The organism is Flammeovirga sp. OC4, assembly GCF_000812565.1.
Lineage (GTDB): Bacteria > Bacteroidota > Bacteroidia > Cytophagales > Flammeovirgaceae > Flammeovirga.
Window position 1 is genome coordinate 1 of the sequence record NZ_JTAM01000108.1, and the last position, 15,819, is coordinate 15,819.

Sequence of the window (15,819 nt, forward strand, 5' to 3'; positions counted from 1 at the left end):
AAAAATGAAGAAGAAGGAAGCTTGAAAGTTGATCCTATAAATGCTGGCAGGAAGGCTGATTGAAAGTTGACGAACATTTAGTTTACAATGTATTGAGAGAATAAGCCATCAATTTTTAGAATATAATGCCTTCGATTACTCTTTAATATCTTAAACTATGGAAATTTTATCTGCAAATCTCAGCTCTTTCAATAAACTGACAGAATACCCTTTTACACCACACTTTATTGATAACAACGGTATTAAGATGCATTATATTGATGAAGGTAAGGGGGAGATCATCTTGGCACTTCATGGTGAACCCTCATGGAGTTACCTCTATCGAAACTTTATTCCTGTATTATCTGACTACCGTTTTATTGCTCCAGATTTAATCGGTTTTGGTAAATCTGATAAGTTGTCCTCTAAAAAAGACTACAGTTTTGCATTGCATTATGCATCCTTAAAAAATCTAATGAACACCTTGGATTTAGAGGATGTAACATTAGTAGTACAGGATTGGGGAGGGCTGTTGGGTTTGAGTTTACTCGGAGAATTTCCAGAACGATTCAAAAGAGTAGTAATTATGAATACTTTTCTTCCGAAAGGAAAGAAGTTGTCTTTATTTTTCAGACTTTGGCAATTGTATGCAAAGTATCATCCCTGGTTGCCTATTGATCAGATCCTTCAGAAAGGAACGTACAACAAGTTAGATAAATCTACATTAGCAGCTTATCGTTTGCCATTTCCAAACAAGAAGTCAAAGGCAGGTGCAAGTATTTTTCCTTCTTTGGTACCTTCAAAACCTTCAGATAAAGGAGTATTTGAAATGAATAGAGCTAGGGAGGTACTTTCAAAATGGAATAAACCTGCATTAGTTATGTTTTCTGACAAAGATCAGGTATTAGGGGGAATGGAGAAATTCTTCTACAAATTGATTCCGGATGAAGTTCAAACAAGAATCACAATCTCCAATGCAGGTCATTTCCTACAAGAAGAGAAAGGAGAAGAAATTGCCAACCATATTAAATCCTTTATGGAGGAAAACCGTTAAGAACATGTTTGCAACATCTCAAAAAGACAACGATTAACGATGTAAATAAAAATCACTCATATTACTAATACAGAAAGGACCGTAATTGATCTCCGTAAATGCACTTTTTTCCGTGTAGTTGTTGACGTAAAAACTATCTTTCGTATTTCCATGCTTCAAATTTCTACGGTAATTGTAACAATCGTTTTGATTGTGAGTGTTTGTTGATAAGCTGAATTGATCCGAAGAATTAATGACAAAATCAATATGGCCATTAGCACCGTTAGCCCAACTGCCTTCAAAAGAAGAGGCAGAAAAGAAAAAGAGATTGTCAATGGAATTATTGGTCCAAGTGTACCCATAGATTTCACCGTTATGTTTAACAATGAATTGTTCTATGATTATTTTATTTCCTTTAGAGGTTTTAAAAATATAGTATTTGGTGCTTCCATCAGATGTTCCATCACCTTCAATAGTGGTGTATTGACGTTTAGGTTCAATATCAGTGGAACCACAAGATGTAAAAAGAGACAGTAGTATTGAAAGAAGAAGAATATTTAAGAGCGTTCTCATAATTTAATATTTAAAGCTAAGCAAGTACAATAGTACATCATTTAAGTTTTGAGTAAATAGTTATTTCCTAATTACCAGCGTTTAAAGTTATCATTTTTTGAATACACTGAAAATAAAATACTTCTCTTATTTCGCTGTAAACTAAGTTTGCGTTATTTATATTGTTTAGAAATCATGAGATTTCTGATGATCTGAAGTACACGAATGACGCTGACGCTTAACATTCGCACCATTGAGTTTTCTACCATTTTAGTTTGGTAGTATTCCCCCTGGCATTGAAGGGAAAAGCGTTAAGAATTTCATGAATTGAGCCGTTAAAAATTAAGAAATTTCTGATGATCTAAAGGATAAGAATATCATTACCTTTAATGTTCAATTAAAATAAAAGAGACCACCCTGAAATGTCCAAAGTGGTCTGAAACTGTTTTCGATATGACAATGGGCCTTTTTGTATGAATTACGTTCAATTCGTTTTTGTTGAAAATGCAGTAGACATAAACAAAAAATGCTTATGCCTACTTACTTAAACTACACTATTTAATTAAATTTATCTGAAAGGGAGTGATGTGCAAGAGTATTCGTTATTTGATTTATATGGATATACCGAATTCTAGTAACCATCATTTTGATTTAAGTTTGGATTAGCATCTACTTGTGCCGGAGGAATAGGGTACAAGTAGCGGTGCGATCCATCACTTGTTTTTCCTTGACTTGGTAACCAATATTTATAAGTATTACCATTATCATCTATTTTTTCCTCAAACGCATCTGGATCATTTTCCATTTGTTTGTTTTGCCATGCATCCAAATACTTACCATGACGGATGAGGTCTTGACGTCTTACGCCTTCCCAACACAATTCCCAACCTCTTTCCATTAGGATAAAGTCAAGAACTGAATTTACTTTTCCATCATTTTGTAATTGAGTGAAGTGAGCACTTGCATCTGCAATAGGTGAATCGGATTCGAAACGATTTCCTTGTGTTCTTAATTTATTGACCATAGCCAATGCTTCGCCATTCATTCCTTTTCTCGCTAAAGCTTCCGCATGCATTAATAATACATCAGCATAACGAATTAGAGGGAAGTCATTGCCTGACCAACCACCCCAAGTTACACCGTCTGCACCTGGATCCGGTTCCCATTTCATCAGACGTACTCCTTGTGTTTTGTTGGCATCAAATAATGGAAGTTCTTGCTCGTGCTGAACAATTGAACCATCCTCTTTCTCAAATTCTGTATAGAATTGATTAATACGAGTATCAGTCGCATCGAAAGTTTGATAGCGGTCTGTCATGATTGAAAAACCGTTCCATTTTGATGGAACTTTCCATTCTATACCTTTGACCTTATGAGTGTCATAATGTACACCCCAGCTGTTGCCGTGATTTCCTAATGGATCATCTGCCGCATAAGTAATCGTGAAAATATAATCTGTGTTATTTTCTTCGTTGGCCAACTTAAACGTTTCTAGGTAATCAGGGTAAACGGCATAACCTAAACCGTCAATCACTTTACTGTAGCTGATTACTTTATCCAAATGATCTGAAGATGGATCGACCACTTTTGAACCATCCTGGAAATAAACACCACCATTTAAGTAGATTTTAACCAAAAGAGCATAAGCAGCACCTTTTCCAATTCTACCGTAGGCAGGTTGGTCAGGTAGGGCATCTTTAATAGTTTCTAATTCATCTACTATAAATTGTGTCAATTCAGGACGAGTACTTGCAGGGGTGTCACCATTGTGTTGTGAAACTAATACAAGTGGCACATTGCCAAACATATCCATTAAGTTGAAGTAATAAAAAGCACGTAGAAACCTAACTTCATTGGCGGTATTGACTACATCTTCGGTTTGCTCAAAGCCTTCTAACGCTTCCAATAATACATTTGCTCTAGCGATACCTTGATAGGGTGCTTCCCAAAGACCTTTTAAATGAGGGTGATTTTCATTCCAAGTATGTGCATTCAATTGCAGCCACTTTCCACCATCATACCAGTCACCACCTCTGGTTGGAACTAACGTTTCATCTGAGGATACTTGAGAAAACCCCCAAGCATTTTCATGGTGATAATAAGAACGCAATGAAGCATAAACAGGAGCAACAGCAGAAACTAAGTTTTCTGGATCTTGGAAGTACTCATCAGTTACAGAACTATGGAGTTCTTCGTCTAGATTAGTACATGAAGTGGAAGAGAATAAAGCACCTGCAGCAAGTGCGATCATCAATTTATTTCTTAAAATCATTATTTCTTAATTCTTTAAATTTGACAGAAGGGAGATTAAAATCCTACAGATATACCGCCAATATATGTTCTAGCGGCAGGGTAGTTATTATAGTCGATACCTACAGGAGGTACTTGACCTCCACCTGATGGAGCATTAACTTCAGGGTCATAACCAGAGTAGTTAGTGATAACGAATAGGTTTTGACCAGACGCATATACTCTTAGACTACGGATGAATTTTACGTTTTCCATTTCAAACGTATAGCCTAAAGTCATATTTGAAAGACGAATAAATGAGGCATCTTCTATAAATCTAGAATTGTATTCTGTAGAACGAACACCATCTTCTACAGCTACTTTCATGACATTATAAGTACTGTTTTCAGCGTATAAATCATTCGTGTTAGAGAATTCTTGAGCAGTATTGTTAAATACTTGGTGTCCAGTAGCAGCATTAAGGAAAAAGTTGAAATCCCATTGCTTATATCTGAAAGTATTATTGATTCCGAAGGTCCATTTTGGAATAGCTTGGCCTAGTACTTCTCTTTCATCGGATTGAATTGCTTTACCATTTTCATCTAAACCTAGATAACGAGGACCATAAAAAGTACCATAAGGTAAGCCAGGTTTAATGACTTGTGAGAATTGCCCTGTTTGTCCACGGCCACCTACTGAACCCGTAAGAATTTGTTGGTAATCACCGATGTTTTTTACTTCATTTTCATTGTAAGCAGCAACGATTCCTGTTTCCCATGTGAAATCCCTTTTGCTCATGTTGAGGGTATTCAATGAAATTTCAACACCTTGGTTACTCACTTCGCCAACATTTTGAAGATATAAATCTACTGGAGCTGGCTGAGCTGCTTCTAATTCTAAAAGTAGGTCAGTGGTATTTTTCTGATAGAAATCTAATGTACCGTAGACAATGCCTCTGAAGAATTCAAAATCAATACCGAAGTTAAGTTGTGTTGTTTCTTCCCACCTCAAGTCGGGGTTTGCATAGTTATTATACGCTACACCTGATCCGATGCCGATAGCACTAAACTCTTTATTACCAGATAAAGTTGGTAATGAACGATAGTTACCGATTTCTTGAGAACCTGTAACACCCCAACCTGCTCTTACTTTTAAGTTTGTGATGACATCATTTGAACTTAAGAAGTCTTCTTGTGACACTCTCCATGCTGCAGAGAATGAAGGGAATACACCCCATTTATTATTAGCGCCAAAGCGAGAAGAACCGTCTGCACGAACTGTAGCAGTCATTACATACTTGTCTTTGTAGCTGACATTTGCTCTACCAATCCATGATATTAATTTGCTCGACTCTTTATTGGAGTTAAGGATGATTTCACCGCTTGTAGCATTTAAATTGTGCTCAGCTGTTTCGTCTACATCAAAACCAGTGGCATTGGTGTAGTTATATTCTTGTCCAAATTCTTGGTAAGTATAGCCTGCCAATGCATTAAGTTTTAGGTCTCCGAACGTTTTAGTATAGTTGACTGTACCTTCTAGTAGAATATTATGTAAGTAGTTATTTCTAACATCAGCAGAGCCATTACCTTTAGTAACCCACTCAATACTACTTGGAAGGTAAGCATCTCTTTTTGCAGAAGTAATATCACCGCCTAGGTTTAATCGACCTGTAAGACCTTCGATAAATTCAGCTTCGACAAATACATTACCTAAAACTCTTTGTGTTTTGGTGAAATCACGAACAGAGTTGGCCATGATATAAGGGTTTTTTTCTAGCTGATTTGCAGAAGAATAATCTGAAGGTAATAGCGGAGACATACGCAGCATATTATTGATCACACCGCCATCTAATGCTCCTCCAACACCATAGGGAAGGTTGTTGTTGTAGGTGAATGAACCCATCATATTGGCTCCAAGCTTCACTTTATTGCTAAGCTTTTGCGTAATGTTCATTCGGCCGCCTATTCTTTCCATTCCCGAATTGACCATAATACCTTCTTGGTTAAGATAATTGATAGATACACGGTATTGAGTGTCAGCAGTACCTCCAGAAATACCAATGTTGTGATTTTGAGTAATAGCATTTCTCGTCATTACTTCTTGCCAATCGGTATTCGCACCAAGGTCTAGGGGAGAAGTGCCTTCAGCAGCAGTAGCCGCTCTATATTCATCAGCTGACAATACTTCTACCTTTTTAGCCAATTGAGAAACGCCAAAGTAAGCATCATAATCTACCTTTGCTTTACCTTCTTGTCCCTTTTTTGTAGTGATGATGATGACACCATTTGCACCCCTAGCACCATAAATTGCAGTAGCAGAGGCATCTTTTAATACATCAAAAGAGGCAATATCACTTGGGTTGATTGAAGCTAACGGATTCTTAGCTGCAGACTCGGAGTAGACTCCACCGGTACCTGGATCTGAAGCGGTATTATCAATAGGGAATCCATCGATCACATAAAGTGGCTCATTAGAAGCGGTAAGAGATGTACCACCTCTCACTCTGATGTTTACCCCAGCGCCAGGTTCTCCTGAAGAAGGAGTCATCTGTACACCGGCGATTTTACCTTGAATCAATTGGTCAGGAGAGGCCATTACACCCTGGTTGAAGTCTTCCGATTTAATGGAAGCCATGGCTCCAGTCACATCTTTTTTCTCCATTTGCCCATAGCCCACAACGACTACTTCCTCTAATTGTTCGGCGTCTACTTTTAGTTGGATGGTGAATTTGGTTTTGTTTCCAATCGTTACCTCTTGATCAAAATAACCAATATAGGTCACTAATAGTGTTTCATTTCCTTCAGGGACTTTAAGTGTGAATTTTCCTTCAAAATCTGTAGTGGTTCCAAGTGTAGTTCCTTTAATAATTACATTTACACCTGGTAGTGGACTTTTCATTTCATCATTTACAATACCTGATATCATTCTATCCTGAGCATAAGCTCCAAAAGTAGTAAGTAATAGAAATACAGATACAATACTGAACAGTAGTAATCTTTTTTTCATTTGTTAAAAGTGGTTTTAATAAGCAATGAATAGTTGGCACACATGTACGGACGCCATGTGTATTTGGTCATTTCATTTCATTGTCTTCGTTTCATTTTCATTTCAAAGTAATAGACTAGTAGAGCTGCTTTAAATTTAAATATAGTTTGATCTCGAGATAGGAGCTTTAGCTTGTCTGTATACAATTCTAGGAGTAATTGCCTGATTTTGCAAATTTTAATATTGGCTCAAATTGTATGATTTTGATCTAAAAATTGAATAATTCAAAGTGTGATACCGTCGAAATGAAAGAGGGGATGAAACCTGACTTTTCAACCGGTTGTGTTATTTATGTAACGATTTTTAGTATACGATAGAAACCTGTTGCGCAATCTGTTTCGGAAAGTTATAAAAATGTATTAATTACATTTAAAATTTTGTACAATTCCTTTTTGTTGAAAATTAAAAAAAAGATAAAAAAAGTCATATTTTTTTATTGATAAGCCTTATTTTCTTCCTTATTACTGTTCAATTTTCTAAAAATGTGTCTATCTTTGCCGAGTGCTTATCAAGAATGGCAGAGAGAACGGGCTCGTAGATGCCATGGCAACCGTTGTTCCCAACGAAAGGTGCCAAGTCCCGCTTCGGAAGTGTCCGAGAAAGATGAGCTAAATGCATTCCTTCCAAGAATGATTATCTCGAAAATTTATTAAGCACGTTTTTGTCCTCTCAATTGAGTAGAGATATTTTATGTCTACTTTTTTATGGAGGTAAGTGAAACGTAACTTTTAGAAAATACTTATGTCAAAAAAGCTCAAAGAGTTAGCAAAAGAGCGTGTCTTGATTTTAGATGGTGCGATGGGTACTATGATCCAAAGACACAAACTTGGTGAAGAAGATTACAGAGGAGAAAGATATAAAGATCACCCTTGCGATGTAAAAGGTAATAATGATATGTTGTCGATTACACAACCGAATATCATTAGAGATATACACAAGCAATATTTCGAGGCAGGGGCTGATATCGTGGAGACAAACACATTTAGTGGTACTACCATTGCAATGGCAGACTACGAAATGGAAAGTGAGGTGTATGAGTTGAACTATGCTTCTGCAAAATTAGCCAAAGAAGCAGCGGCTGAATTTACAGCAAAAGAACCTCATAAGCCACGTTTTGTAGCAGGTGCCATCGGACCAACGAACAGAACGGCGTCTATCTCTCCAGATGTAAACGATCCAGGTTATAGAGCAGTAACTTTTGATGACTTAGTAGAGGCTTATTATTTACAAGTGCAAGGCTTGGCAGAAGGCGGTGCAGATACGATTTTGATTGAAACAGTATTTGATACCTTAAACTGTAAAGCAGCTCTTTTTGCAGCAGAAAAGTATTTTACAGACGTAGAACAAGGAAAAGCAGTCTCAGCGGTTCCAGCAGGAAGAGAAGACGAATTCCCGAACAATTATAAAGGAGAGCGTTTGCCATTGATGGTATCAGGTACGATTACCGATGCATCAGGTAGAACTCTTTCAGGACAAGTAGTAGAAGCATTCTGGAACTCGATCAGACATGCTGACTTATTTAGTGTTGGTTTGAACTGTGCATTGGGTGCCGATTTACTTCGTCCTTATATTCAAGAGTTATCCCGTGTAGCAGATATCAATGTTTCTGCTTACCCTAACGCAGGTCTTCCAAACGAATTTGGCGAATACGACCAAACATCAGAGGAAATGAGTAAAATCTTAGAATCTTTTGATGGTTTAGTGAATATCATTGGTGGATGTTGTGGTACTACTCCTGACCACATTGGAGGTATTGCTGAAACATTTAGTAAAGCCAAAGTAAGAGAACTGCCTACTCAAGAACCATATCAGCGATTGAGCGGTTTGGAACCTGTAACAATCAAACCGGATAGCATTTTTGTGAACGTGGGTGAAAGAGCCAACGTAACAGGTTCAGCTAAATTCCGTCGTTTGATTGAGAACGGAGAGTATGAAGAGGCGATTGAGGTGGTAAGACACCAAGTTGAAGGTGGTGCACAAGTGATCGATGTAAACATGGATGAAGGGATGTTGGATTCTAAGGAATGTATGACACGTTTCTTAAACCTTATTGCTTCTGAACCTGATATCGCCAAATTGCCAATCATGGTCGATTCTTCAAAATGGGAAGTTATCGAAGCAGGTTTGAAGACCTTACAAGGTAAAGGTATTGTCAACTCGATTTCATTAAAAGAAGGAGAAGAAGACTTTATCGCAAAAGCAACATTAATTAAAAAGTATGGTGCGGCAGCCGTTGTAATGGCGTTTGATGAAGATGGACAAGCAGACAACTTCGAAAGAAGAAAAGAGATCTGTGGGCGTTCATATGATATCCTTGTCAATAAAGTAGGTTTCCCTCCACAAGACATCATCTTTGACCCGAACATCTTAGCGGTGGCAACGGGTATTGAAGAGCATAATAACTATGCGGTTGATTTCTTTAAGGGAACTAAATGGATCAAAGAAAATTTACCACACGCTTTAGTAAGTGGTGGTGTATCTAATATTTCATTCTCTTTCAGAGGTAATAATGCTGTAAGAGAAGCGATGCACTCTGTATTTTTATACCATGCAGGTAAAGCAGGTATGGACATGGGTATTGTAAACCCAGGAATGCTTGAAGTGTATGAGGAGATTCCAAAAGATTTATTAGAGCATGTAGAAGATGTTCTTTTAAATAGAAGAGAGGATGCTACTGAACGATTAGTTGATTTTGCTGAAACGGTAAAATCGAAAGGGAAGAAGAAGGAAGTAGATCTTTCTTGGAGAGAAAATTCAGTAGAGGAAAGACTATCACATGCCTTAGTAAAAGGTTTAGTAGAGTTTGTTGAACAAGATGTAGAAGAAGCACGTCAGAAATTTGATCGTCCTATTGAAGTGATTGAAGGTCCTTTGATGGATGGTATGAACGTGGTAGGTGATTTATTTGGTGAAGGTAAAATGTTCCTTCCTCAGGTAGTGAAATCTGCCCGTGTAATGAAGAAGGCGGTAGCGATCCTTATTCCATATATTGAAGAAGAAAAAGCGAACAACCCTGATTTGGAAGCATCTTCTTCAGCCGGTAAAATCTTAATGGCCACTGTAAAAGGTGACGTTCATGATATCGGTAAAAACATTGTAAGTGTAGTATTGGCTTGTAATAACTTTGAGATCATTGACCTTGGCGTAATGGTGCCAATGGACAAGATCATTAGAACTGCCGTTGAGGAAAAGGTAGATGTAATTGGTCTTTCTGGCTTGATTACACCTTCATTGGACGAAATGGTGTATGTTGCTGATGAGTTAGAACGTCAAGGGTTGGATATTCCAGTATTAATTGGTGGTGCAACGACTTCAAGAATCCATACTGCCGTGAAAATTGATCCAAAATATTCAGGTTCAGTAGTTCACGTATTGGATGCTTCTAAGTCAGTGCCGATTGCTTCAGCATATACATCTGATAATAAAGAATACCGTCAAGAGGTGATTCAAGAATTTAAAGATGAGTATGCGGCATTAAGAGTTTCTCATGCAAAACGTCAAGGAGCGAAGAAGTTATTACCTATCGAAGAGGCACGTAAGAATAAGGTGCAGATTGATTGGGAAACAACACCAATCACCAAGCCATCATTCTTAGGCGTAAAAACTTTTGAGGATTATAGCTTAGAGGAAATCTCACACTACATCGATTGGACACCATTCTTCCAAACATGGGAACTTGCGGGTAGATTCCCTGCAATCCTAAAAGACGAAGTAGTCGGTAAACAAGCAACAGATCTTTACAAAGATGCAAAAGCATTATTAAAAGAGATCGTTGACAATAAATTGTTACAAGCGAATGCAGTAGTTGGTTTCTTCCCAGCCAATAGCATCAACGATGACGATATTGCTTTATATGACTTCAAAGAAGAAGATGTAGAATTGCCAGACGCAGAGCATCATCATTCTACTTTCTTCAGAGAGGATAGAGAGAAACAAGTTGGTACACTTTGCCACTTAAGACAACAAAACAAGAAAGCGGCAGGAAAGCCAAACTTCTGTTTAAGTGATTTCGTTGCGCCTGTAGAATCGGGTAGAAGAGACTATATTGGTGGATTTGCTGTAACAGCTGGTATCGGTATTGAAGCCTTAGTAGAGAAATACGAAGCGGATCATGACGATTACAACAGCATTATGGTTAAAGCCTTAGCGGATCGTTTAGCAGAAGCATTTACTGAATTGATGCACGAAAAGGTAAGAAAGGAAATTTGGGGTTATGCGAAAGATGAAATCCATAACAACGAGGAATTAATTGATGAAAAATATCAAGGTATTCGCCCAGCACCAGGTTACCCAGCGTGTCCTGATCATACAGAAAAAGACAAGTTATTTGCGATGCTAGACGTAGAGAATAACATCGGCGTTTCTCTCACATCAAGCTATGCAATGACACCTGCAGCATCCGTAAGTGGTTGGTACTTCGGTAACGAAAACTCTCGTTACTTCGGTTTAGGAAAAATCAACAAAGACCAATTGCAAGACTACGCTAAACGTGTGGAGAAAGAGGAGAGAGAAATGGAGCGTTGGTTAGGGAGCGTGTTGAGTTACTAAATAATAAGACAACTATTGTAGTTGGTTATTAATGTAAATATGGAAGGTCACTTTTCTTAGGGAAGGTGACCTTTCTAGTTTGTATCATATAAGCACTTCTTTGGATCGCCAATTATATCATATTACGAACTTGATAAAAATAAGCAAATATAAGCGTGTATAAACGATTAATACTCGGATAAATCACGAATCTTTTACGAATTTCATAACAAGGAGTGTCTTTCACTTAGGATTATACCTCTTTTAGTATAAAAACGTAATTGATATTGATGAAAAACGTATGAAATAGTTCATTTCAAACAGCAGTCTTTACAGATTCAACAGTCAATTTGTAATACATCTAAAAATAGCAATGTGATATATTTGAAAATTAATATGTTAATGCTATTTTTAGTGAGAGAAAAGTAAACTATTTTACTAATAGATATACGCCACTATGTCACATTATTGGGAATAAAGAGAACAGTGGTGTTTATTGAATGTTGTCTTTTATAAAACTTAGACTTTCAAATGACAAAACCATTTTTATTTACTTTATTACTAATCAATATTTCAATCAATACATTTGGGTGTACTTGTAAGTATTATGGTGGTTTTGCTTTTGCAAACCAAATAGCAGATATCATTGTACAAGGTAAAGTTTTAAACTACAAATGTGATGAAAATCTTAATTTCACAGATTGTATTTCAATGAATTTTGAGGTCAAAAAAATTTTCAGAGGACAAGTTTTTAAGGATACAATATTAGTTTATGGTGATAATGGAATGGCTTGTAGACCATACATTGATAAATTTAAAATTGGGGAAGAATGGTTATTGGCTCTAAACAAATTAGATAGTAATTACGAAATTTTAATTTGTGGAGAATTAGCATTAAAATTTAAAAATAAATCTTATTCTGGTAAAATATATAGTCGTCAATATAGATCTCATGAAGATTTAATAACCAAAAAAGAATTACTTAATGTTATTAATTCACCATACAAATACCCTTTGAATACAGTAAGATGTTATCAAAACGATCAAATAATAAAAATGATAGATTACTACAATTATCCTCTAACAAAATTTTCTCTAGAAGAACTAAGTATAAAGCTATCAAGTGAACTAATGAAAATTGATCAAATTAAAAAGATAGAATTTAAACACTTATTTCACCTAAACATGTCTATAAATAAAAATGGTAAATTAGAGTTTTTATGTATTGAAAGAGATTATGAAGGTAATATTAATGAAGATTTAGGATTATCCTACTGGTGTCAGAAGGTCTTAATTGAAAAAATGGATTTTACTATTGAGTGTAGATATCCATTGAAATATCCAGAATATGTCTCTATTCCCATTATTATCGGAAATAATTAATTACAAAAAGACAACATTAGCTAATCTCCATCCATCGGGTGACACACCCGCTGGTCGTAGTTTAGCCATTACGTTGGGTGTAATAAAGGTTATCTACAAAGACAAATTCTTGCAATTTTACTACCTTTGTAAAATGGATTATATTGAAAAGATAAATAAGGATTTAAAACCATATATAGATAAAAATCTTAACAAAACAGTTTTAGATTTATTTGCAGGTTGTGGAGGGTTGTCTTTAGGATTTGAGGCATTAGGCTTTAAAACTATTGGCTATGAAATGGAAGAGAATGCATCTAAAACTTATAATGATAATTTATTAGGTGAATGTTTTACTCAAAAGTTAGATTTAGATATAGAATACCCTAAGGCTGATATTGTTATTGGAGGTCCTCCTTGCCAACCATTTAGTGTTGGAGGGAAACAGCTTGGATTAAAAGATTCAAGAGATGGATTTCCTATATTTATTGATGCTATTAAAAAAGTAAATCCAGAAGTTTTCTTATTTGAAAATGTCAGAGGGATTTTATATAAAAATAAATGGTATTTACTTGAAGTAATTAATGAACTTGAAAAGTTAGGTTATGTTATAAGTTATGAGCTACTTAATGCTAAAAACTTTGAGGTGCCTCAAAATAGAGAAAGAGTAATAGTAATAGGAGCAAAACAAAAAATTTATCTTCCTTCAAAAAAAAATAAGTTAATTACTGCAGGTGATGCTCTTGGAAAATTAGCGATACAAGAAGATGATAATTCAAAGTATTTAACTCCAAGCATGGATAAGTATATTGCAAATTATGAAAAAGCTTCTAAGTGTGTTAATCCAAGAGATTTATATTTGAATAGACCAGCAAGGACACTTACATGTAGAAATCTAGCAGGTTCTACTGGAGATATGCATAGAATTAAACTTCCTTCAGGAAGAAGAAGAAGAATTACTGTTAGAGAAGCTGCTAGGTTACAAAGTTTTCCTGATTGGTTTAATTTTGCAGGAACTGAAACAAAACAATATAATCAAATTGGAAATGCTGTAGCGCCTTATTTCGCTTATCATTTAGCAGATCAAATAAAAAAATATTTGCAAGGATCTAAATCTGAATTACCTAATAATAAACAACTAACATTATTTGAAAGTGAAGCAATATATAAACAAAGACAAGTGTCTAACTTATAAAAAGAAGACAAAGAAAAATCAGGATTTAATAAACCATACATTATATATATTGGATTGTTTTGGTGTTCCTTTAGATGGAACGCCAAGACGATTAGAGAGAATGGCAATGGCGTTTTTAGCTTGCGGCGATATTAAATCAATTGATGATTTTGTAAATACTAAGGATTCAAAGTCAAATTATTCACTTAAAACTAGGTCAATAATAAATTTTATTAACTCTAATTTTGGTGAAAAGATAAGTTCTGGTTCATATGATGATATTCGAAGAAAAGATTTGAAAATTCTCACTGTAGGTGATATAGTTTTGCAATCAAGTCCTAATTCTGCTACAAATGATTCTACCAGAGGTTATGTTATTAACCAAAATTATGCTGAACTAATAAGAATTTATGGTAATGATGACTGGGTGAATGTAGTTAATGAAAATCTAAAAGGAATTGAAACCATTGGTGAAAAACTAAAAAGAGAAAGAGATATAAATAAGATTCCAGTTTCCTTACCATCTGGAAAAAAGCTTACTTTTTCTTTAGGTGAACATAATGACCTTCAAAAAGCAATTATTGAGGAGTTTTTACCTAGATATGGATATGGTTCAGAGGTTTTGTATGTAGGTGACACATCTGATAAATATTTACATTTAGATGAGGAAAGATTAAAAGATTTGAATTTTTTCGAATTATCTCACGAAGAACTTCCTGATGTCGTTGCCTACTCTGAAGAAAAGAACTGGTTGTATTTGATTGAAGCTGTACACTCGTCTGGTCCGATTAGTGAAATTCGATTACTTCAATTACAGAAATTAACAAAAACTTGTACAGCCGATATTGTTTATGTTACAGCATTTCTTAATCGACCAAAATTTAGACAATTTATGCCTGACATAGCTTGGGAAACGGAAGTTTGGATAGCAGACAATCCTGATCATATGGTACATTTTAATGGGGATAAATTTATGGGGCCTTATAAGCAATAACTACACCCAACAATGGCTCATAAATCACACTTTTTTGCCGCAGGCGCAACACAAAAAAGTACGCTTCATAGCCTAACTGTTGGCATGCATTAAGTAGACTATATTTAAAAATGAATACTTTAATTAGTGAACTTGCTCATTTTCTTGATAAAGAATATAAAATTAACGCAGTAAGTAAAGATATTGAGCATAGGTTCTTAAATCTTTATACTAAGAAGATTAACTCTGAAACATCTGATTTTATAATAAGTAAGTTTAATGAGTTAAAAATAGAGTTCACAAAAAATAAATTTGAGTTTGTATCAGAAGATTCAAATGGTGGTAGCTTATTTAAATCTTTCTTAAATGTTCAACATCAAAATGAACAAATAGATGTAATAATTGCTTACCACCTAAGTCATGATAGGTGTAATATATATTTAGGATCTAAACATGCAAATGATAAAATATATTTAGGCGAAAGTAAACAACTAAATAACTTTTGGAACCAACTTAAAAAATCTGATAGAGAATTTGGTTACTTTTTACCTATTGATTTAAGAAATTTAAAATCATACAAAAATCAAGATATAGATAACAGAGATTCTAAAATTGAAAAAGAGTCTTGGTTTAAGAAATTAAAAAGTATCATTAAATTTTAACGCATGCCAACATTAGCTAACCTCCATCCATCGGGTGACGCACCCTCTGGTCGTAGTTTAGCATTTACGTTAGTGTTGAATAGTCGAGCCAATGTGCAAGACTTCAACTTTTCGAGAAAATAAGGAGATTAAAAATGGGATGGAAATGTGGTTTTGAGTCTTTACGGAAGACCGTTTCAAGTCTCCAACTTGTATGACGAGTGTTACGTCAAAAAGACTCAGGTAAGTTACTGAAATAAAATTCAAATAACAATGATTTTCAGTTACTTAAAATCCCTTTTTAATT

9 protein-coding genes and 1 riboswitch are annotated in these 15,819 nt (G+C 35.3%); of the genes, 6 read left to right on the top strand and 3 right to left on the bottom strand.

What is annotated here, in order from left to right; translation table 11 throughout:
• The first annotated feature begins 157 nt into the window (after nucleotides 1-157).
• Entirely contained in the window at nucleotides 158-1,033 is an 876-nt protein-coding gene (locus tag PL77_RS28510) for a haloalkane dehalogenase (protein ID WP_044213082.1), read from the top strand.
• A 33-nt stretch (nucleotides 1,034-1,066) separates the two neighbouring features.
• On the opposite strand, the gene PL77_RS28515 is transcribed toward PL77_RS28510, so the two are convergent.
• From PL77_RS28515 to PL77_RS28525, 3 genes are all read right to left on the bottom strand, one after another.
• Complete coding sequence (locus PL77_RS28515) at nucleotides 1,067-1,585, bottom strand: hypothetical protein (protein ID WP_044213084.1); 519 nt, start codon at nucleotides 1,583-1,585, stop codon at nucleotides 1,067-1,069.
• 610 nt (nucleotides 1,586-2,195) lie between these two features.
• Nucleotides 2,196-3,836: a RagB/SusD family nutrient uptake outer membrane protein gene (locus tag PL77_RS28520; protein ID WP_044213087.1), complete on the bottom strand. Its 1,641-nt coding sequence runs from the start codon at nucleotides 3,834-3,836 to the stop codon at nucleotides 2,196-2,198.
• Nucleotides 3,837-3,871: 35 nt separating this feature from the next.
• Nucleotides 3,872-6,799, bottom strand: coding sequence for a TonB-dependent receptor (locus PL77_RS28525; protein WP_044213089.1), 2,928 nt, complete (start codon nucleotides 6,797-6,799; stop codon nucleotides 3,872-3,874).
• A gap of 541 nt (nucleotides 6,800-7,340) precedes the next feature.
• Nucleotides 7,341-7,448: riboswitch (SAM riboswitch) on the top strand.
• 131 nt (nucleotides 7,449-7,579) lie between these two features.
• On the opposite strand from PL77_RS28525, the gene metH reads away from it, so the two are divergent.
• The 5 genes from metH to PL77_RS28550 all read left to right on the top strand — a co-directional run bounded on the left by metH (nucleotide 7,580) and on the right by PL77_RS28550 (nucleotide 15,533).
• Nucleotides 7,580-11,386 (top strand): methionine synthase, encoded by a 3,807-nt coding sequence (gene metH, locus PL77_RS28530; protein ID WP_044213091.1) that lies wholly within the window; start codon nucleotides 7,580-7,582, stop codon nucleotides 11,384-11,386.
• 510 nt (nucleotides 11,387-11,896) lie between these two features.
• Nucleotides 11,897-12,748 carry a hypothetical protein gene (locus PL77_RS28535; protein ID WP_044213093.1) on the top strand — a complete coding sequence of 284 codons (852 nt, stop codon included), beginning with the start codon at nucleotides 11,897-11,899 and terminating at the stop codon, nucleotides 12,746-12,748.
• Nucleotides 12,714-13,919 (top strand): DNA cytosine methyltransferase, encoded by a 1,206-nt coding sequence (locus tag PL77_RS28540; protein ID WP_253274029.1) that lies wholly within the window; start codon nucleotides 12,714-12,716, stop codon nucleotides 13,917-13,919. Before PL77_RS28535 ends, PL77_RS28540 begins: the two co-directional genes overlap by 35 nt.
• The gene (locus PL77_RS28545) at nucleotides 13,879-14,892 is read left to right on the top strand and encodes a BsuBI/PstI family type II restriction endonuclease (RefSeq protein WP_044213094.1); all 1,014 of its coding nucleotides are present in this window, start codon (nucleotides 13,879-13,881) and stop codon (nucleotides 14,890-14,892) included. The genes PL77_RS28540 and PL77_RS28545 overlap by 41 nt, the downstream gene beginning before the upstream one ends.
• A gap of 110 nt (nucleotides 14,893-15,002) precedes the next feature.
• On the top strand, nucleotides 15,003-15,533 hold the full coding sequence (locus PL77_RS28550) for a hypothetical protein (protein WP_044213096.1): 531 nt from the start codon (nucleotides 15,003-15,005) through the stop codon (nucleotides 15,531-15,533).
• Nucleotides 15,534-15,819: the final 286 nt, after the last annotated feature.

Coding starts and splice junctions, on each gene's coding strand:
- PL77_RS28510 (WP_044213082.1), top strand. CDS start 158: ATGGAAATTTTATCTGCAAATCTCAGCTCTTTCAATAAACTGACAGAA.
- PL77_RS28515 (WP_044213084.1), bottom strand. CDS start 1,585: ATGAGAACGCTCTTAAATATTCTTCTTCTTTCAATACTACTGTCTCTT.
- PL77_RS28520 (WP_044213087.1), bottom strand. CDS start 3,836: ATGATTTTAAGAAATAAATTGATGATCGCACTTGCTGCAGGTGCTTTA.
- PL77_RS28525 (WP_044213089.1), bottom strand. CDS start 6,799: ATGAAAAAAAGATTACTACTGTTCAGTATTGTATCTGTATTTCTATTA.
- metH (WP_044213091.1), top strand. CDS start 7,580: ATGTCAAAAAAGCTCAAAGAGTTAGCAAAAGAGCGTGTCTTGATTTTA.
- PL77_RS28535 (WP_044213093.1), top strand. CDS start 11,897: ATGACAAAACCATTTTTATTTACTTTATTACTAATCAATATTTCAATC.
- PL77_RS28540 (WP_253274029.1), top strand. CDS start 12,714: ATGTCTCTATTCCCATTATTATCGGAAATAATTAATTACAAAAAGACA.
- PL77_RS28550 (WP_044213096.1), top strand. CDS start 15,003: ATGAATACTTTAATTAGTGAACTTGCTCATTTTCTTGATAAAGAATAT.